The sequence below is a fragment of the Cellulophaga sp. RHA_52 genome, assembly GCF_007827205.1.
In the GTDB taxonomy this organism is placed as follows: Bacteria; Bacteroidota; Bacteroidia; order Flavobacteriales; family Flavobacteriaceae; genus Cellulophaga; species Cellulophaga lytica.
Genome location: NZ_VIRZ01000001.1, coordinates 359,535 through 379,515 on the forward strand (window position 1 = coordinate 359,535; position 19,981 = coordinate 379,515).

Consider the following 19,981-nt stretch of genomic DNA (forward strand, 5'->3'; position numbering starts at 1 on the left):
TTTAAAAAAATACAGATATGAAAAATTTAAAATTAATATATACATTTATAGCAATTGGCCTGTTTTGCTTGTCTAGTTGTAATGATGTATTAGATGTAGAGGCTAGAGATGCCTTTGCAGAAGACTTAATATATAATGACCCAGAACAGTTAGAAAGACTAGTATATACTGTTTACAACAGTACAGAAAGCTGGGGCGTAAATAAAAGGCAATGGTGGGGACGTAGATTTAATCTAGAGGTAGGTTCCTATGAGGCTATTTTTAATTTTAAACTACTAGACCAATTTAGACTTAGAGCTGGTATGACACCTGGTACTGTTGGTATGTTAAACGGAAAATGGGATAACTATTGGGATTATGTAAGACTTGCTAATGAGTTTTTAGATAAAGTAGATGATAGCCAAGCAATGCAAAAAGACCCAGAAAAAGTAGCTGTTTTAAAAGCTGAAATGCGTTTTTTACGCGCTAATATTTATAGCAAATTAATTCGTTTTTATGGTGGTGTTCCTATTTTAGAAAATGCTTTAGGTTTAGATGACGATTTTGCTTTAGTACGTAATAGTTATGAAGAGTGTGTAGATTTTATTGTTACAGAGTTAGATGATGTTTCTGCTGTTTTACCAGAAACAAGACCAGGTAGTGAGTTTGGTAGAGCAAATAAATTAGCTGCATTAGCCGTAAAATCTAGAACATTATTATATGCCGCTAGTAAATTACATGACCCAGCTTTTGCTCCTAGCAATGATCCACTATACACCTACTCTAAACCTACAAAATGGCAAGATGCTGCAGATGCTGCTAAAGCTGTAATAGACCTAGTTGGTGCGCGCGATTTAATTGCTGTTGCTAATGCAGAAGAATACCAAAAATTATTTTTATCACCCAATGAAGACATTCTTTTTGCAAGGCCTTACAGTGCTCTTTATTATGATTTTGGGACAGATGCAAACTCTTTGCCAGACCAAACATTTTCTCCTAGCGGATACAGTGGTTGGGCTTTAGCTGCTCCTACTCACAACTTTGCTTTACAATTTAATATGGCAGATGGTAGCACTACTAATGACGCTTCTTTTGATCCTGCAAACCCTAATATCAATAGAGAAATGAGGTATTATGCAGATCTTAATTACAACGGAGCAGAATTTAGAGGTCGTAAAGTACAGTATTATTTATCTGATGATACAGGTGCTCACCCACACGGCTTAGACTCTGAGCAGGGTTTAGGTAACCAACAACATTCCTCTAAAACAGGCTATAACATTAGAAAGTTTCAAGATGAAAGTATTGGAACTTTAAATGCAGAAGGTTTGGTAGACGGTTTAACTGGTATATCTCCAGAGCGACCTTACATACTATATAGGCTAGCAGAAATTTATTTAAATTATGCAGAAGCACAATACCATTTAGGTGATGAAGCTACAGCCAGAACATTTGTAAACAAAATATCTACTAGAGCATTGCAGCCAGACATTACTGCTACAGGAGCAGATTTACTTGAAGCTATAAAAAGAGAAAGACGTATAGAATTATGTTTTGAAGGTCATAACTTTTTTGATGAAAGAAGATGGATGAATGAAGACCACTTAGGGTTTGATGTAAAAGGATTAAGATGGACAAAAACTACTGATGGCTCTGAAATTAGTGAAGAAGTAACTGTGATAGAAAGACCTTGGATGGCACAACACTACTACCTTCCTATACCTGCAACAGAAGTAGAAAAAGCACCAACTATGGTACAAAACTTTGGTTATTAATATAAAAGTTAGTTTAGTTCTCAATTGTTTGAGTTAGTTTATTTGTAAACACTAAAGAGCCTTACTTATGTAAGGCTCTTTTATTTTATAGCTCCATTAAATAGAGTTTATGTAATTTACTAAATTTACGTCTCTATCAATTTTCATTTTTTTACGTAGCCTATGCCTTGCTACGTGTACACTACCTAAAGAAATACCAAGTAAATAAGCCATTTCTTTTCCACTAAAATTAAGTTTAATTAATGCACACACTTTTAAATCTGCAGAACTTAAATCCGGAACTTTTTGTTTTAAACGCTCATAAAAACCTTCATTAAGAGCTAAAAACCTATTATTAAAGGCTTCCCATAATGTAACAGAACGTTTTCTTATTAACTTTAAAATTGCTGGTGCTTTGTTAGATGTATTTTCTTTTTCTATGTAATTACTTAGTTCTTTTATTACTTTTTCACGCTCTATTAGCTGCAATGTATTAATCATTAACTCACTATTTTTAATTGCAATTTGCTCATTAGAGTCTTGCTGCTTTTTTTGGTGTTTTAAAAAGCGTAACCTAGATCTAATTACCAATGCTGCTATTATTAGCAAAAACACTATTGCAAAAAACAGTATTCTAAATCGTAATATTTCTTGTGTTTGGCTAGCCAGCTCTAACTTCTGATTGTTTAACAATTCATTTTTTGCATTTAGTTGCTCACTGTAATGGCTATGTATGGTTAAAAAACCTTGGTTACTATCATTTCTTGGGTTAAGGTATGTGTCATTTATTTCATTAGCAATACGCAAATTCTGGTAAGAGCTTTTATAGTCTTTTAGTTTGTACAAAACATCTGCATACCTAGAGTACACATAACTTCTATAAAAAGTTAATTCGCCCTCAACATCTTTTATTGTCAAAGCTTTTTCATAATTCTGCTTTGCAAGCTCTGTTTTTTTCTGCTTTCTGTATATTCCTCCTAACCTTGAGTAAAGTACAATTAAAAAACTATTATGTATTAGTGACGACTTTTTGTTAATAGCTTTAATAGAACTAGTTAATAGTTTAGATGCTTCATTTAAATTGCTACTCTTTTCTAATATAGATGCTCTTTTTTCGTCTAAATAAGCTTTGTAAATGGGGTCCATTTTTTCTCTTTTGGCAATAGCAGCACAATTGGCAATGTATTTTTTTAGCATTACAGTATTAGATGTACGTTGGTAATACAAGGCTAAGTTGTAATTTGCGCTATACATATCCTTTGCTGGTATTTTTTTTTCATCAAAAGAAATCTTAAAATAAGTATAGGCCTTTTTAAAATTTATACCAGCCAAATCATCTTGCTTAAACAAATAATTTAAATACCCAATTTCTTCATTTGCTCTAGCCATTAAAAGTGTGTCTTTTAATTCCTCTGCTCTAAACAAAGCATCTCCTCCGTACATAAAAGCATCACTATAATTCAAATTAATTCGCTCTAAATAACACAAACTAAGTAAACTCTCAATTACTGCAGATGAGTCGTTCTTTTTTAAAGCAATAGCATATTTATTTTTAGCTTCTTTTAAACTAGTGTCTAAATATTCTTCTGTAATAACAGGTTTATTTTTAAAGGCCTTAAACTGTTGGGCTTGTAAGGTGTTAAAAAATATAGCATTAAGTAAATACGCAAGAAAAACAAATAACTTTAAACGATTTAATATGTTGAAAATCATATATTTAATATCATTTAATTTAAAATTTAAATTACTTTAAAGTTAAGTAAAAAAACACGAAAAAATAGCAATGTTAAGTTTTTGTAAGGTGATATTTTACTGCTTTTATAAGAGTTTAATCTAGATTTGAGAAGACTCACCAACTTAATTTTGAATGAAAAAGTTAATTAAGATAATCTGTTTTATTTTGATAACAACTAGCTGTTATTCTCAAAAAAAACCTAATATACTTTTTATTGCTATAGACGACTTAAGACCAGAATTGGGTTGTTACGGATCTAACATTGCTATTACTCCAAATTTAGACAAGTTAGCAACTGAAGGCTTGTTGTTTAATAATGCATATTGTCAACAAGCAATTTGCGGACCATCTAGAGCTAGTGTGCTTACAGGCATACGCCCAGAGACTAGTGGTGTTTATCACAACTATATAAAGTTTAGAGATGCAAACCCAAATGTAGTAACCCTACCACAACAATTTAAAAATAACGGTTATGAAACCGTGTATTGTGGTAAAATTTTTCATCATGGTGATTTAGATGATGAACTGTCATGGAGCAGACAACCTGCAATCGATAGTATGCTTTTAAAAAACATTAAAAGACCTGGAGGTTTTGTACTAGAAGAAAATAATAAAGATAGAAAAGAACAAAGAGCTAAAATGATTGCTAAGTATGGTGAAGTTGCCAAATACGGATTAGCAATGGGTACGGCTTATGAAAACGCAGATGTAGCAGATAATGAATATTTAGATGGTTACAACACAGAACTAGCCATTGCTACAATGAAAGAAATGGCAACCAACAACAAGCCATTTTTTCTTGGTTTAGGCTTTGACAAACCACATTTAAACTGGACATCTCCAAAAAAATATTGGGATCTATACAACCCTAATACTATAAAACTGGCATTAGAAAAACAAGGCCCAAAAGGAGGTGCAGAAATGGGCTTACACGCTTCTTTTGAGTTAAGAACCAGAAGTTGCATACCAAAAAAAGGAGAGTTAAATAACAATTTAGCTGTTACCTTAAAGCACGCATACTTAGCTTGTGTAAGCTATGTAGATGCTCAAATAGGTAAAATAATAACTCAGCTTGAAAAAGAAGGACTAAGAGACAATACCATTATTATTATTTGGAGTGACCACGGATACCATTTAGGAGATATGGGTATTTGGGGTAAAGCTACCAATTATGAAGTAGCCACTAGAGTACCTATGCTATTTTGGGCTCCAAATATGCCTAAAAAAAGCAGCGGTAAAAAAACAAATGCCTTGGTAGAACTTGTAGACATTTACCCAACCTTATGCAGCTACGCTAATATTCCTGTACCAAATTATGTAGAAGGCTACAGTTTTAAACCAATAGTAAACAAGCCAACTAAAAAATGGAAAACTGCAGCTTTTAGTCAGTTTCCTACGCCAGCACATAGAGAATGGGGAGCTTACCCACTAAGGCCTGCAATGAAAGAAACCTTTTTTGGCCCGCTTATTAAAAATGTAGAAGCAAGAATAATTCATCAGCAAAAAGACAAATGGAATAGAAATGTATTTGAAAATACACTTATGGGATATGCTATGCGAACAAAAGACTACCGCTTTATTGTGTGGAAAGATAAACACAAACCTAAAAACGAACCCATTTTTATAGAGCTGTATAACCATAAGTTAGATCCATCTGAAACTGTAAATATTGCCAGTAAAAATCCAAAATTAGTAAAAAAACTAATGCTACAGTTTACTAAAGGGTGGCAAGGAAATAAACCAAAATTAAAGTAAAACCAAACAAACTTTTTACAAAATATAGAATTATGGAAAGAAGAGATTTTTTTAAAAAAGGAACCAAGGCCGCAGTGGCTGCTAGTGTTGTACCAATGATAACCACTGCCCACGGAGGTCCAAAAGATATTGTTTACAACAGAGATACAGACAAATGGTATAATTTAGGTAGCGGAAAAACAGGTATACCAAACCGTAAAAAAACAGCAGATTATGATGTTGTTGTTATTGGTGGTGGCGCAGCTGGTATAAGTGCCGCAGTTGCTGCCGCACGCAATGGGTCTAAAACTGTACTTGTGCAAGACAGACCTGTTTTAGGAGGTAATGCATCTAGTGAAATGCGTGTACATTTAAATGGCGTAAACAGATTAAAAAACGGAAAAGCAGAAAGAGAAACTGGTATTATTGAAGAAATGCTACTTTTAAATAGGTTTTGCAACGAGCAAGAAGCCTATACTGTTTTTGACCATGTTTTGTACGAGTATGTTATGCGTGAGCCAAACCTAACTCTAATGCTAAACACACAAGCAATAGAAGCTGTAATGTCTGGCTCAAAAATTAAATCTGCTTTATGTTGGCAATCTACAACAGAAATGCTGTACACACTAAACGCACCTATTTTTATAGACTGTTCTGGAGATGGTTTGTTAGCTGCAACGGCAGGAGCAGAATACAGAACCGGTAGAGAAGCTGCATCTGAATTTAACGAAACATTTGCACCAGAAAAAGCAGATGGCTGGCAAATGGGAGCTACCCTACTTATGTCTTCTAAAGATATGGGAAGACCTATGAAATACACTCCTCCTTTTTACTCAATAAAATACGATTATAAAAAAGCACATCCTAAACGCAATATTGCTGGTTTTCAAAACGGAATTTGGTGGATAGAGCTAGGTAGTGATGATGATATTATTGCAGATTATGAAGAAAACAGACACCGTTTAATGGGGTATTTACATGGCGTTTGGGATTACATAAAAAACTCAGGTGAATTTCCGGAAGCAGAAAACTTTGCCTTAGATTGGGTTGGCTCACTGCCATGCCGTAGAGAATCTCGCCGTTTTATAGGAGACTACATTGTGTCTGAAAAAGATTTAACAGAGTATAAACATTACCCAGATGCTGTTGCTTTTGGTGGTTGGCCAATAGATGAGCATATTCCGGGAGGAATAGACAATATTACTGAGCCACCAACTCATTTTCATTATCATTTTCATGATCTTTATGAATTTCCGTTTAGAAGCTTGTACTCTAAAAACATCACCAACTTAATGTTTGCTGGGCGTAATGTTAGTCAAACTCACATTGCGCTATCATCTAGCCGTATTATGGCAACTTGTGCATTAATGGGGCAAGCAGTGGGTACAGCAGCAGCTATTTGCAATCAAAAAAACACAACACCTAGGCAAGTTGGCAAAAAATACATAAATGAGTTGCAAGAGCAATTGTTAAGAGACGATGTTTACATTCCTAAAAGACCTGCAAAAGATCCGAATGACTTGGCTAAAAAAGCAAGTTTAATTTTTGCTTCTACTACTTCATCTGGCGATGCAAAACTACTTACCAACGGAATTTCTAGAGACATAGACGGCAAAATTAATCATTGGATGTCTAAAGGATTACCTGCAGAATTACAACTAGAGTGGAATGCACCTATAGCACTATCTGCCGTAGAAATAAAATGCGACACCAATGTAAACCGTAATATTATGATGCGTAAAGACAGTAGAAATGATGAGTTATTTACAAATGGTGTACCTGAAGAAATGACCAAAGCAATTAAAATACAAGGTAGGGTAAATGGCAAATGGACAAACCTAGGAGCTATTGACAATAACCAAACTAGGCTTATTAAATTTAAGTTTAACAGCACCAAAGTAACCGCCATTAAAATTAACATAACAGAAACGTATGGCGCTAAAGATGTAAAGTTATTTGAGGTTCGTTGTTACGCATAAATGATGCTAAATAAATTAAACATATATAGTTGCATTGTGTTTTTCTTTTTGATTCCGCTTCAAAAAGAAAAACACAGCTACCAAAATTATTATGCTAATAATTACAGCACTATAAAGCATGTGGTTACAGTACAGCACCCAGGAGAAAAAGCACCTACCAAAGTAGTACTTACACAAGTTAAAAATGCTGCAGGTATTACCATAGAGTATTTTATGGACGTACAGTCTGTAATTTGTTTAGAAAATGTGTGTAAAGTAATTCCGGTTCGTATGTACTGGAATGCCATAGGAGAATACCAACGGTACACTTTACAAAAAGGAGCAACTTTAGAAAAGTATGAGGCAGATGTATTTGCACCCAAAGATTATGATAAGTTACACACCATACTCAAAAACAAAAAATCACCTTTTAAAGAAGTGTACATAGAAGATGTTTTAACAGTAAAAAATGAGTTAAGTGACAATATAGATGCCATATCTGGAGCAACAGCATTAGACCTAGCTGAAGAAGACACAGTACCTGGCGCAGCACTTACTTGTTTTACGCTTTGGCATTGGGCTAACGGAGAAATAATATCAATTGCCCAACAAATAACTGCAAGCACAGCAACAGATGCACAATTACTTGCTTTTATAAACAAAAAAAATACAACTTACTACACACTTGCTTTAGCAGAGTTGAGCAAAAGAAAATTATATAAAAACAACTTTATAAACGCAATTTTTAAAAATTTAAAAGAGACACAAAAAGAGGTAAAACCTACTATTAATTACCTAGAAGGTTCTCCTAAAAACACCTATTTAAAAACCATTAAAAAGCTATTTATAAATGGGAATTTAGCACAAAAGATAGCCGCACTAAAATCTATAAAAAATACTACACACAATATAAAACCCAAGTATTTAGACAGTATTAGTGCTTATGCTGGTAAATTAAAAACGTATCAAGAGATAGCTGCATTGTTGCAAATGCTAGAAAGTAAAAATTATTTTTCAGAAAAAACCGCAGATCACCTAATACCATTACTAAATGCTAACTTTATTACCGCTAGGCGTGTGTATTGGTTTTTACAAGATAAAAATCTAACTAAGAATCAAAAAAGTGTAATTACCAACTTTAAACAACTGCATAAGAACAAATTATAACTTAATTTAAAACACAATTGTATTTAGTAAAGAGTCTTGCCCACGCAAGGCTCTTTTATTTTGTTATAAATTTAAACAGCTACTAAAACGTTATATGTTAATTAATTACAAGTTTTTTCTTGATTTGCAAGAATAACCTTATTTTTGTACCTTAAATAACTTACCTTTAATTTATTAATAATTATAAAAACCAATAAAAATTTACAAATGATATAAAACTAAACGTCTTTTTTAAGCCACCATTTCTTCCCCAGAAAAGGCAAGTAATTTTTGAACGCTATTACGGGCTATAAAAAGAAAACAAACCTAAGAACTTTAACCTATGAAAATGAAGAACTTACTACAAATTTCTGTATTTGTACTCTTGCTAAACAGTTGTAGTCCGTCTAACGAGTCTTTAGCAGATAAATACAAGAAAAAAGGAGATATAGAAAAAGCCATAAAACACTACAAGTTGGCTATTGAAGACGGCAGCACAAGATCTATGAACAAGTTAGCATTATTATATGTTAACAACCATAACCTTAGTGAAGCCAAAAAATATTATCAAATGAGTTTTGAAAGAGGCAATGAGTCTGCAGCTCAAATACTAGCTTCTTTGTGTGCAAGTAATCAAGATTATGAAGGCACAATTAAATACGCAAAAAGCCTTGCAGACAAAGGCAACTTAGACGTTGTTTACAACTTGGGCAATGCTTATTTAAAACTTAAACAGTATGACGAGGCTATAAAATACCTAGAGCTAGACTCTACTTCTGTTTTTACAAAAAACTTATTAGGCGAGGCTTATTACAAAAAGGGCAACTTGTTAAAGGCAGAAAAAGTATGGAAATCTGCTGTAGACAATCATAAAAAAGGAAATGCAAGCTCACTACAAAAGTTATTAAAACTCTACCTAAAACAAGGCAAAACAGCCCAGTACAACAAATATAAAAGGCTAGAATAAAATAATACGGTATTATATTTAAACACCATACAATAAACACATTAAAATATCGTTTAAGTGTGTGGAAAGTCCCGTGAAATGCATTTTTTGTGTTTTTTACAACCTACTATAAGTAAAAAAGCTACGGCCCCATGATAGCACCAAAAGAGCACATTAAAGAAAGAGAGCGATTAGACTCGCTACAATCTTATTCTATATTAGATTCCTTACCAGAGTCTGACTATGATAATATTACCGCTATAGCTGCAGAAATCTGCAATATGCCTATGGCAATGATAACACTTATAGACAAAGACAGACAGTGGTTTAAATCTAGCTACGGTATAGATGTAAATGAAATGGACAGGCAAATATCTTTCTGTGGGCACGCAATACATGAAAACGGACAAGTTTTTATGGTGCCAAATACTAGTGAAGATGAGCGCTTTCATGACAATCCTTTGGTAACAGGAGACACACATGTAATGTTTTATGCAGGTGTACCATTTACTACAGAAGAAGGTTTGCCGCTAGGCACATTATGTGTAGTAGACCAAAAACCAAATACACTTACAGAGCATCAGCAAAAATCTTTACAAGCCTTATCTAAACAAGTAATGAATTTACTTAGCCTTAGAAAAAGCAAAAAAAGATTAGAAGAAGAACTGCAAAAGCAAGAAGAAAAAAACCTAGACCTAGAACGTTTTGCTTTTATTGCTGCGCACGATTTAAAGTCTCCTTTAAACAACGTATCTAGCTTAACAAGTATGTTTTTAGATATGTACCAGTCTAAAATAGATGATGAGGGCAAACAAATTTTAAAGATGATTATAGACTCATCAGACAAATTAAAAGGCTTAATAGAAGGTTTATTAGATTACAGCAGAAGCGAAAGTATTTTAGGTAAAAACAAGGTAGATGTAAAGGTAGAAACTGTAAAAAATACCATTTTTGGTTTGTTTTCTTTTGAACAAAATATAGATTTTACCCTAAAAAATACAATTACAGACTTGTATATTAATGAAACTGCATTAGACCAAATATTAATAAACTTGGTAACCAATGCAATTAAATATAGTGACAAAAAACAAATAAAGATAGAATTGGGTGTGTCTGACTCAGAAACTCATTACCAGTTTTACGTAAAAGATAATGGCCCAGGTATACCCCAAGAAAAACAAGAACAGATTTTTAAAATTTTTGAAGTAAACGCCAACCAAGACAAATACGGTATACGTGGTAATGGTATTGGTTTAGCTACCGTAAAAAAAATAGTAGAAAAATCTGGCGGAAACATACAAGTAAGCTCTACTTTAGGCCAAGGAGCCACCTTTAGCTTTAGTATAAAAAAATAAAAACGTTAATTATAAGTAATTGTAGCCATACAATAAACAACAGCCCTAAGTAATTAGCTTAGGGCTTTTTTATGTAAACAAACTATACACATTTTAATACCAAACAAGCAGCAAAATGCTACAACCATACATTTTATTTTTTGCTATAAAAAAACATTTATAAATTGTAAGAAAAATAAGCAACTCGCAAAAAGTGCATTTATTTACCCATATTGGCGGAATAAACGCAATACATTGCGTTTATTTACTAGTTGTACACAAGCTCTGAAAAGAAGCCAGCCGCACGTTCAAGCACATTTCATTTTACTCGTGCCTCACAAAATAAAAAGAGCTTTCACTTCCCAACGCTCACATTTTCGATTTTTTCAAAATTTTAGTTAGATTTCATTAAAAGTTGATATATTTGCATTATATGCTAATAAATATGAATAAAAAAGCAATTAACCGATTAAAGGTTATACTAGCGGAAAAAGGAAAGACTAATAAGTGGCTTGCTGAAAAACTAGACAAAAACGAAACGACAATATCTAGATGGTGTACAAATGAAGTTCAGCCATCACTAGATAGTTTAGTAATTATCGCAAATTTACTAGCAGTTGACGTGAAAGAATTAATCAACTCAACTCTTGAAGAAAAATGAAATTAGAATTACAAATTGACGAAAAGAAAAATAAAATTTTTGCTCCATTAAAAGATAAATGGTTAGTAAAAACACCTGAAGAATTAGTTAGACAAAGGTATATTCAAAAGTTAGTTAACAACTACGGTTTTTCATTAAATCAAATGAAGCAAGAACTTACTGTTGCAGAGGGCAACTCTAGAGGAACTGGACGAGCTCAAGCAGATATTGTAATTTGGAAAAACCAAGAAGAAGTTGAAAAAGAAAACCCAATTATCATAATCGAATGTAAAGCTGATAATATTACTATTCTTTCGGATGATTATTGGCAAGGGTTTCATTATGCAAGATATTGTAGCTCACCTTTTTTAGTTACAACTAACATAAAAGAGACTAAAGTATTTAAAGTAAACACAAAATTTCCAAAAGATTTAGGAGAGGAAATTATAGATATTCCCGATGCAAAAAGTGTAAACAATGAAAAGAAGATAAAAGAACTTTTAAAACAAACTAAAGCTTTTACTAGAGATGAGTTTTCAAAAGTACTTTTTCAATGCCATAATATAATCCGTAATAATGATAAACTTTCTCCTGAAGCTGCGTTTGATGAAATTAGTAAAGTCCTATTCATAAAAATTAGATACGAACGAGATAATAATGAAGCTCAAATTTTCTCTAAACAAAGGTTTATAGAAAACCGAAAAAATTACACAAAGTTAAATGAAGAAATGGGCGTAAAAAACGCCAATCCATTTTATCAACAACTTTTCGAAAAAACTAAACAAGAGTTTAAAGATGATGACCTTTTTGCTACAAATGAAACCTTGAAAATTAGAGAGAATAGTTTTGAATCAATTGTTGAAAAGCTAGAAAAATATAATCTTTCAACAACTTCTGATGATGTAAAAGGTATAGCGTTTGAACAATTTTTAGGTAAAACATTCAGAGGTGAACTAGGACAGTTTTTTACACCTAGAACTGTAGTTGATTTTATGGTTGAAGTTCTTGACCCACAAGAAGGCGAAACAATATGCGACCCTTGTTGTGGAAGTGGAGGATTTTTGATTAAGGCTTTTGAATTTGTTAGAGCAAAAATTGAAAACGAAATTCACGAACAAAAAGAAAGTATAAAAAAAGAATATTTCACAGATGATTTCGATAAGCTTTCTGAAAAAAAGAAAGCTGAAATTGAAGAAAAGGTAAACGAGCTTTTCATAAAATTGAATCAAGAATTAGACATTAACAATGAGAAGAGCAGATTACGTGTATTATCATACGATTGCATTTTTGGAACTGATGCTAATCCAAGAATGAGCAGAACCGCTAAAATGAATATGATTATGCACGGAGATGGACACGGAGGAGTACATCATAATGATGGTCTATTAAATGTAAATGGAATTTTTGAAAATCGATTTGATGTAATACTTACTAATCCGCCATTTGGCGCAAGAGTTGAGAAAACTGCAAAAATAACAGAGGCTGACAAATACACTGATTTAGAGCGTATTGAAAAATATAAAGAGAGATATGATACTCCGAAAAATCCAGCATATTCGAATGCTTTAAAACAAGTTAATGATAATGTTGGTAAAAAATTATTAAGTCTTTACCAAACAGGCTCAATGAGTACTTTAACTGAAGTTCTTTTCATTGAAAGGTGTTTAAACTTATTAAAACCTGGAGGAAGAATGGGAATTGTCTTACCTGAAGGTGTTTTAAACAATAGTAATTTGCAAAGAGTAAGAGAGTTTGTTGAGAGTAGAGCAAAAATCACTTTGATAACTTCAATACCTCAAGATGTTTTTATTGCAAGCGGAGCAACTGTAAAACCAAGTTTGTTATTCTTTAAAAAATTTAATGAACAGGAAGCTAAAGATTGGAAAACGATTTCTTTAAGAGCTAAAAAACAAATTGAAGAGGAATATGCATCACAAATCTCTCCATTAAAGTCAAAATTAGCTTTAAGAGGAAAAGATGCACCTTCAGCCGAAGACAAAAAGAAACTTCGAAAGGAACTTAAAGAAATCGAACAAAAGATGATTGAAGAAATACGTGCTCAAATTAAATCTGAATTTGATTATGAAATTCCAATTGCTGAAGTTGAAAAAGCTGGTATAAGTACTACAGGAGCTCAAATTGAAAATGAACTAAAACCTTTAGCGAAAGAATTCACAGATTATCGAATTGAGAAAAATTTATGGGATAAAAAATTCAACTCTATAAATTATGAATTAGATAGCGATGGTAATTTTTATAGAATACCTATTGTAAATGCAATTGCACAAGAACCTGAAGTATTTTATGGAAAGTAATAAATCATTAATAAAGACAGTTCCTTTTTCAGAAGTTAATTTATGGGACGTAAAACGCTTCAATTATATATTTAATCAAACCTTCGATAATGCAGTTTTACTACGGGATATTTTGACACCTTTTAAACAAAAAGTTTCTAAAGAAGAAATGATTGAAAATAATTGGCAGATAATTGCCAAAATTAATTTTTCTGGTGAACTCTTTTTAAGAGAAAAGGAACAAATAAACACTTATAAAGGAACGCTTAATAAAGTACCTGATAACAGTATTATATACTCAAAAATCAATGTAAGACACGGATGTCTTTACTATCACGAAAAAGGCAAGACGCCATTTGGCGTTAGTACAGAATATCCAACTTTTGTTTTTGATAATAAAAAGGTAAATGGCTACTATCTAAAACGTGTTTTAAGAGGTGAAGAATTTAAGAAATTATTAAATACTAAAACATCAGGAATCTCAAAAGCAAGAGTAAAAGTAGATGAGTTTTTGGATATTAGAATTCCTCTACCGCCTATTGATGAGCAAAATAGAATAATTGAGAATTATAATAAAAAAGTTCTTTTTGCAAAAGAGCAAAAACAAAAAGCAAAAAGAATTGAACGCGAAATTGAAGACTATATATTCAGTGAATTAGGTATTGAGAGAAATATTGGTGAAGGAATCAAAAAAGGGATTCAAGCAGTATCTTTTAGTACAATCAACAAATGGTCGATAGATGATATTTTTAAAAAAAACACAATTAAATCTACACTCTATGATTTGGTTAGTATAGAATCTGTTTGCTCAATAATAACAGATGGGACACATCAAACTCCAAAATATTTTGATGAAGGTGTTATCTTTTTATCCGCGAGAAACGTAACAGAAGAAGTTATAGATTGGAAGAAAATAAAGTATGTATCACAAGAAGCTCACGAAGGTTACACAAAAACCGTAAAGCCATCGATAAATGATATTCTATTGGCAAAAAATGGAACTACAGGAGTGGCAGCCATAATTGAAGAAGACAAAGAGTTTTCAATTTATGTGAGTTTAGCTCTTTTAAGACCAATCCCAGAAAAAATTCTTCCTAATTTTTTATTAAGAGTAATTAATTCAGATGTCGCTAGAATTCAGTTCTTTTCTAGATTAATTGGTATTGGTGTACCAAATTTACATTTAGGTGAGATTAGGGAAGTACAAATTCCTCTTCCTCCATTACCAAAACAAAAAGAAATTGCTTCTAAAATCGAACTTTTAAAGCAAAAAAGAGCAAATCTTAAAATTAAGTCTAAACAAAACCTTATAAATGCTTTAAAAGAATTTGAGGAAGAAATATTTATGAAATAATGAAAATAAAAAAACTTGAAATAAAAGGATATAAAAACTTGAAAGTTGTTTTAGAACACCAATCTGATGCCATTGCTCTTATTGGTAACAATGGCAGTGGAAAGAGTAATCTTTTAGAAGCATTAAGTATTATTTTTAAAAATTTATATACAGAGGAGAATAGCACACCTTTTGATTATATAGTCGAATATGTGAATAGTGATAATCAAACTATAAAGATTGAGAAAAAAAGCTCTCAACTGAACTATTTCGTTAATGGTGAAACTCATATTTCAATAAAAGATTTTTTACCCAAAAAAGTAATTGCAATATATAGCGGTGAAGAAGATAGACTTTGGAGAAAATGCTATGCTCCTTTTTATTTAGATTTCGTCAAAGACATTAATAAAAGTGCTAGAGAAGGCATAATGAGCTATAATCAAACACCAAAAATGTTATACTTAAACAAATATTATTGGCATATTTCTTTACTCTCATTATTGTTGTCCGATTTAGAAGAAAATCAAAAATTTGTTAAAGAAGTTTTGAGTATTTCTAAAGTAAATAAAATTAAATTTGATTTTAACAAAGCTAATTACAAAGAGTATAAAAGTAGTTTAGTGTTAGACTTTGTAGGTAAGATAGACGATAAATCCGAATACACTTTAGCTCAATTCAAGAAAATTATTGATGATAATGATTTTAATATAAATGATGTTTATAAATATCTGTATTTAGCATATTCTCCAAAGGATTCGAAAATTATTAACGATATTCAAATTAAATTTAACGACCACCTTTCAATTGAAAGTTTAAGTGAGGGAGAAAAAAAATTGTTGCTTCTAAAATCAGCGTTTGAGTTTGCAGAACAAGAAGACAGTTTATTTATTTTAGATGAGCCAGATGCTCATATTCATATCAATAATAAAGATAAAATAACCTCTATAGTTGAACCATATAAAGTCAATAGACAAATTGTAATCACAACACATTCTCCAACAGTCACGAAGGCAATAAATAATGAAGAGTTATTTATGATGGATGATGGCGAAATTATCGAACGTAAAGAACAAGAAATAATAGAAAACCTTACTGGTGCATTTTGGAATAAACATCAGCAAAGCACATTTTTATCAAGCAATAAAAAATTGATTTTGTTAGTAGAAGGTAAACACGACAAAATACATATCAGAAATGCTTATACTAAATTATCTAATGAATTTCCACTACTCGACTTTGACATTTATTCATTAGGAAGCGAAACAAAAATTCATCCTTTTATGCTTGGTTTATACGAAACTGACCTAAAAGAAGATGTAACGTATATTGCCATATACGATAACGATTCAGCTGGAAATAATACCTTAAACAAAGCAGGCTTTGAGAAAGAAGCTGAAAACTGTGGTTATCGAAAACTAAAAGAAGATAAAATAAAACACAATCATTTCTTTGCCACACGTTTAATTAAACCTGAAGATTTTACCGAAGATTGTACCATCGAAACAATGTATGAATCAAACAAATATCAAGAAGCATATCAAGAAGCAATAACTAAATATTTACCGTATTTTTCTAATAAGTCAATAGATAAAATAAATAAAGAGATTAAAGATTCATCAAAAAATATTTTGGCAGAGAAATCGAAAAGTTATGAGATTGAAGATTTTAAAAATTTTAGACCACTATTTACTTTACTTTCAAAAATAGTTTCTGATAATAGTACCACTGAAACAGAATTAACAAATGAATTATTTTTATTTAAAAATGCAAGAGGTCATTTTAATAACGAAGACGAATCATTTACTTTATTGAGCGGAAGTAAAATTGACAAAGAATATACACAAGCAACTAATCAAGCTTATAAAACCAAGAGAGATGCTTTAATAAGTAGTTTAAATCATACTGTAGAAGAAAATGAAATTGTAATTAATCAAGATTATGAATTTAATTCACCTAGTGGAGCTGCAAAGTTTGTGAACGGTGGAAATAGAAATGGCTGGACATCTTGGAAAAATGAAAACAGTGAAAGCTTAAAAGATAAATTTAAACCAGAATAAGTCAAGGCAATGTTCAAGCACATTCGCCTTTTTTCGTACCTTAAAAAGTCAAAAGAGCTTTCACGCCAACGCTCACATTTGAACTAAAAGAAACATCGGAAAAACGAGCTGAACGAAAAAAGCCAGTGTACAACAACGTGTATAAAACATAGCTATTATAGGCTTTCCGAGAGGTTTTTGCATATTTACAAAGTACACCAAATTTTTTATTTGGTTATATTTAGAAAAGAAAATTAAACATAAAAATAAAAAATTCCGCTCGTGCTAAATCCGAAAAGTTAGCGTTTATTTATACGCTACGTTTCATACACGTATTCCAAGATCAAATCCTAGTAATTTCTCATTAAATTTTAAGCTGCATATTGATTTAGGGCAACATATGGAGTGCCTCTTTTTACAACTGAAAACACTCTCGCTAATAATTTGTTCCTAACATTGTTTAGTGCTATCATTTTTGGTTTTCCTTCCTTTACTTTCCGTTTATAATATAATCTTAATTCTGGGTCATGTTGTATTGCTGATATACTTGCCATACTCAGTAAACTTTTCATTTTCCTATCTCCTAAATAATGACATTTTTTACGTCTATGAATACTTGTTCCTGAACTATATTCGTATGGAGCTAAACCGCAATAGCTTGAGAATTTTCGCCAGCTAGAAAAGCGTTTGAAGTTTTCAGTATGATATAATAATTGACACGCAACAACAAAACCTATTCCTCTTATAGAGAGTAACAATTTATAGTTTGAAGAAAGTGACTCATCTTCTTTTAATAGAGAATCCATTCTAGATTCAATGCTCTTAATTTGTTTGCTTAAATTTTCTATACTCCTTCTTAAAACAATACAGCTAGTATCTGTAGATGGACTGCTTAAAAGCTGCTCTATCTCTTTTAAAGTGCCTAACAATCCTGCTCTATTTCTAACTAATTGATCTCGCAAGCCTATAAGTCTACCTAACTCTTGATAAACAACACTTTTTAATTCACTAGAAACCAATTCTTCTCGATGGATCCAAGCATATCTAGCTATAATCTCGGAATCAATCTTATCTGTTTTTTCTCTAACTAAACCTGATGAACGTTTAATTTTAATAGGGCTTTCTTCCACATATGCAATTCCTTTATAACTTAGGTAACTTGCGAGTTTTAAAGAATAATTTCCTGTATTCTCAAAACAGTAAAAAACAGAAACGCCTTTGGTTTGCTTTGTTACCCAATTTAACATAGATTGAAACCCCTTAACATCATTAGTGAAAACACGGTGTTTCATTGATAAGTGGCAACTTGCATCTATTGTTTTTTTTGATACATCGATACCTACTACTTCTTCATAATTTTTCATACTTTTATATTTAGCTATTAAAATTATGTCGCATAAACTATTTCCTTTAACGGGTTCTGGTAACCTAGTATTCCAATTGGTTCTATGCAACAGTTAAGAAGAAAGAGGACTAGTACGTGTAATAAGTCGTTAACTTGAAGACCGTTTTAGTTCTCCTCTTTTCTTCTATTAAATTAATAAATCAAAATAAAGAAGACCGTTGTACACAATTCTATGCATATCAGAAAATTAATCGTTAGCCTAATATTAATTCTTGCCTTTTTAGGTTGTAAAACTTCGAATAAGCAAACCCAAGAATTAAACACAACTAAACTCTATGGCAAACAACCCATTTCATATGTCAACGATTATTCGGACTTATTAAACGAGCAGGAAATAGCTGAACTTGACACATTTCTGAGAGACTACGAGAAAAGAACTACTCGCGAATGCATATTAGTCGTGATGGAAAATATTGAGCCACATGAGGACATTTTGGAGTTTGGAAAAGATATCGGAAATCGGTTGGGAGTTGGGAAAAAAGAAAAGGATAATGGATTGATGATAATTTTGGACATGAGCAAAAGGAATGTAGGAATTTCGACTGGACTTGGAACAGAAAAAGTCTTGACAGACTCAATTTGCCAAACAGTGATTAATGAAGACATAATTCCGAAATTCAAAGACGGAAAATTTCATGACGGAATTCTAGCGGGATTCACTTCACTTATGAATAAATGGAAATAAGAACTGTGTACAACAATGGCTATAATTAATTGCTGTGTTCTCGCCTACTTCTGAATTCCTAAGCACCGGGACTCGCGGATTTTCTATTCGGTTTGTATTTGCTAAATTAGTAGCTGAAACACGCAACTACGCTTAGCCCAACCGTTACCTTTATTAAAAATAGCCAAAATGAACGAAATTGAAAAACCAATAAAAAGAGGTCAATTAAGACAAGTTTTAGGAAAAGAATACTTTATCCTAAAACGAAAATGGAATTGGTTTTTTACAGATAAAAAATACTCAAAAAGCAATGCAAAAAAAGATTTCGATTATTCAGTATTCAAACACAAATCACTAATTCTAAGACCGCTAAAAGATGTAGAAATGTATCTTCAAGAAAACAAAAGAACAAATCTTGAAATTGCTATAAAACATCTAAATCAAATTGAAATTAAACCGAATGAATATTTTTCACTCTGGAAATTAGTTGGTAGGCCTACAAAAAGAAAAGGCTATTTAGAAGGTTTAGTTTTAAAAAGCGGAAAAATTGATAAAGATATTGGCGGAGGACTTTGCCAACTTGGAAATTTGCTTTTTTGGATTTTCGCACATAGTCCATTAACAATTAAAGAGCGATATAGACACGGATTTGATGTTTTTCCAGATGTAAATAGAAAAGTACCTTTTGGTGCAGGAGCAACTTTATCGTACAATTATATTGACCTACAAATAAAAAATGAAACAGATAATAATTTCATCATCAAATTATGGATGGACGAAACTCATTTATACGGAGAATTATTATCTAAAGAAAAATTGAATGAAGCATTTAAAATTGAAGAAAGAAATCATCAAATAAAACAGCAAATTTGGGGAGGATATTCACGACATAATCAGATTGTTAAAATAACGTCAACAGAAAATACAATTACCGAAAAAGTTATAGTTGAAAATCACGCTATTATGATGTATAATCCGTTTCTTAAAAATTAAAATAATAAAGGGTAAAACCGTGTATAATTC

Annotated in this window: 14 protein-coding genes; 12 read left to right on the forward strand and 2 right to left on the reverse strand. The window is 31.8% G+C overall.

Features of this window, described 5'->3' with window-relative positions:
• Positions 1-17: 17 nt before the first annotated feature.
• Positions 18-1,754, forward strand: coding sequence for a RagB/SusD family nutrient uptake outer membrane protein (locus tag JM80_RS01550; protein WP_144709035.1), 1,737 nt, complete (start codon positions 18-20; stop codon positions 1,752-1,754).
• 96 nt (positions 1,755-1,850) lie between these two features.
• Here the strand turns inward: JM80_RS01550 and JM80_RS01555 are convergent, their stop codons facing one another.
• Positions 1,851-3,446, reverse strand: coding sequence for a hypothetical protein (locus JM80_RS01555; protein ID WP_144709036.1), 1,596 nt, complete (start codon positions 3,444-3,446; stop codon positions 1,851-1,853).
• A gap of 154 nt (positions 3,447-3,600) precedes the next feature.
• On the opposite strand from JM80_RS01555, the gene JM80_RS01560 reads away from it, so the two are divergent.
• The 9 genes from JM80_RS01560 (at position 3,601) to JM80_RS01600 (ending at position 16,910) form a co-directional block, all read left to right on the forward strand.
• A complete protein-coding gene (locus tag JM80_RS01560) occupies positions 3,601-5,223 on the forward strand; it encodes a sulfatase (RefSeq protein WP_144709037.1) in 1,623 nt (540 codons plus the stop codon).
• A gap of 32 nt (positions 5,224-5,255) precedes the next feature.
• Positions 5,256-7,181, forward strand: coding sequence for an FAD-dependent oxidoreductase (locus JM80_RS01565; RefSeq protein WP_144709038.1), 1,926 nt, complete (start codon positions 5,256-5,258; stop codon positions 7,179-7,181).
• A gap of 48 nt (positions 7,182-7,229) precedes the next feature.
• On the forward strand, positions 7,230-8,327 hold the full coding sequence (locus tag JM80_RS01570; protein WP_144709039.1) for a hypothetical protein: 1,098 nt from the start codon (positions 7,230-7,232) through the stop codon (positions 8,325-8,327).
• 328 nt (positions 8,328-8,655) lie between these two features.
• Positions 8,656-9,273 carry a lipopolysaccharide assembly protein LapB gene (locus JM80_RS01575; RefSeq protein ID WP_186439738.1) on the forward strand — a complete coding sequence of 206 codons (618 nt, stop codon included), beginning with the start codon at positions 8,656-8,658 and terminating at the stop codon, positions 9,271-9,273.
• A 131-nt stretch (positions 9,274-9,404) separates the two neighbouring features.
• On the forward strand, positions 9,405-10,607 hold the full coding sequence (locus JM80_RS01580; RefSeq protein ID WP_038505829.1) for a GAF domain-containing sensor histidine kinase: 1,203 nt from the start codon (positions 9,405-9,407) through the stop codon (positions 10,605-10,607).
• 424 nt (positions 10,608-11,031) lie between these two features.
• Entirely contained in the window at positions 11,032-11,247 is a 216-nt protein-coding gene (locus JM80_RS01585; protein ID WP_144709041.1) for a helix-turn-helix transcriptional regulator, read from the forward strand.
• Positions 11,244-13,541 carry an N-6 DNA methylase gene (locus JM80_RS01590; RefSeq protein WP_144709042.1) on the forward strand — a complete coding sequence of 766 codons (2,298 nt, stop codon included), beginning with the start codon at positions 11,244-11,246 and terminating at the stop codon, positions 13,539-13,541. The genes JM80_RS01585 and JM80_RS01590 overlap by 4 nt, the downstream gene beginning before the upstream one ends.
• Complete coding sequence (locus tag JM80_RS16510) at positions 13,531-14,874, forward strand: restriction endonuclease subunit S (protein WP_222428947.1); 1,344 nt, start codon at positions 13,531-13,533, stop codon at positions 14,872-14,874. Before JM80_RS01590 ends, JM80_RS16510 begins: the two co-directional genes overlap by 11 nt.
• Positions 14,874-16,910 (forward strand): DUF4357 domain-containing protein, encoded by a 2,037-nt coding sequence (locus JM80_RS01600; protein ID WP_144709043.1) that lies wholly within the window; start codon positions 14,874-14,876, stop codon positions 16,908-16,910. Before JM80_RS16510 ends, JM80_RS01600 begins: the two co-directional genes overlap by 1 nt.
• A 350-nt stretch (positions 16,911-17,260) precedes the next feature.
• On the opposite strand, the gene JM80_RS01605 is transcribed toward JM80_RS01600, so the two are convergent.
• Positions 17,261-18,253, reverse strand: a complete 993-nt coding sequence (locus tag JM80_RS01605; protein ID WP_038505582.1) for an IS110 family transposase — start codon at positions 18,251-18,253, stop codon at positions 17,261-17,263.
• A 213-nt stretch (positions 18,254-18,466) separates the two neighbouring features.
• Between JM80_RS01605 and JM80_RS01610 the strand changes: the two genes are divergently transcribed.
• Together JM80_RS01610 and JM80_RS01615 are read left to right on the forward strand one after the other, a co-directional pair.
• On the forward strand, positions 18,467-18,979 hold the full coding sequence (locus tag JM80_RS01610) for a YgcG family protein (RefSeq protein ID WP_144709044.1): 513 nt from the start codon (positions 18,467-18,469) through the stop codon (positions 18,977-18,979).
• Between the two features lie 168 nt (positions 18,980-19,147).
• On the forward strand, positions 19,148-19,951 hold the full coding sequence (locus JM80_RS01615) for a VanW family protein (RefSeq protein WP_144709045.1): 804 nt from the start codon (positions 19,148-19,150) through the stop codon (positions 19,949-19,951).
• Positions 19,952-19,981 lie beyond the last annotated feature (30 nt).

What these genes read in the sequence shown, in the direction of transcription:
- JM80_RS01550 (WP_144709035.1), top strand. Translation starts at nt 18, where the DNA reads ATGAAAAATTTAAAATTAATATATACATTTATAGCAATTGGCCTGTTT.
- JM80_RS01555 (WP_144709036.1), bottom strand. Translation starts at nt 3,446, where the DNA reads ATGATTTTCAACATATTAAATCGTTTAAAGTTATTTGTTTTTCTTGCG.
- JM80_RS01560 (WP_144709037.1), top strand. Translation starts at nt 3,601, where the DNA reads ATGAAAAAGTTAATTAAGATAATCTGTTTTATTTTGATAACAACTAGC.
- JM80_RS01565 (WP_144709038.1), top strand. Translation starts at nt 5,256, where the DNA reads ATGGAAAGAAGAGATTTTTTTAAAAAAGGAACCAAGGCCGCAGTGGCT.
- JM80_RS01575 (WP_186439738.1), top strand. Translation starts at nt 8,656, where the DNA reads ATGAAGAACTTACTACAAATTTCTGTATTTGTACTCTTGCTAAACAGT.
- JM80_RS01580 (WP_038505829.1), top strand. Translation starts at nt 9,405, where the DNA reads ATGATAGCACCAAAAGAGCACATTAAAGAAAGAGAGCGATTAGACTCG.
- JM80_RS01585 (WP_144709041.1), top strand. Translation starts at nt 11,032, where the DNA reads ATGAATAAAAAAGCAATTAACCGATTAAAGGTTATACTAGCGGAAAAA.
- JM80_RS01590 (WP_144709042.1), top strand. Translation starts at nt 11,244, where the DNA reads ATGAAATTAGAATTACAAATTGACGAAAAGAAAAATAAAATTTTTGCT.
- JM80_RS16510 (WP_222428947.1), top strand. Translation starts at nt 13,531, where the DNA reads ATGGAAAGTAATAAATCATTAATAAAGACAGTTCCTTTTTCAGAAGTT.
- JM80_RS01600 (WP_144709043.1), top strand. Translation starts at nt 14,874, where the DNA reads ATGAAAATAAAAAAACTTGAAATAAAAGGATATAAAAACTTGAAAGTT.
- JM80_RS01605 (WP_038505582.1), bottom strand. Translation starts at nt 18,253, where the DNA reads ATGAAAAATTATGAAGAAGTAGTAGGTATCGATGTATCAAAAAAAACA.
- JM80_RS01610 (WP_144709044.1), top strand. Translation starts at nt 18,467, where the DNA reads ATGCATATCAGAAAATTAATCGTTAGCCTAATATTAATTCTTGCCTTT.
- JM80_RS01615 (WP_144709045.1), top strand. Translation starts at nt 19,148, where the DNA reads ATGAACGAAATTGAAAAACCAATAAAAAGAGGTCAATTAAGACAAGTT.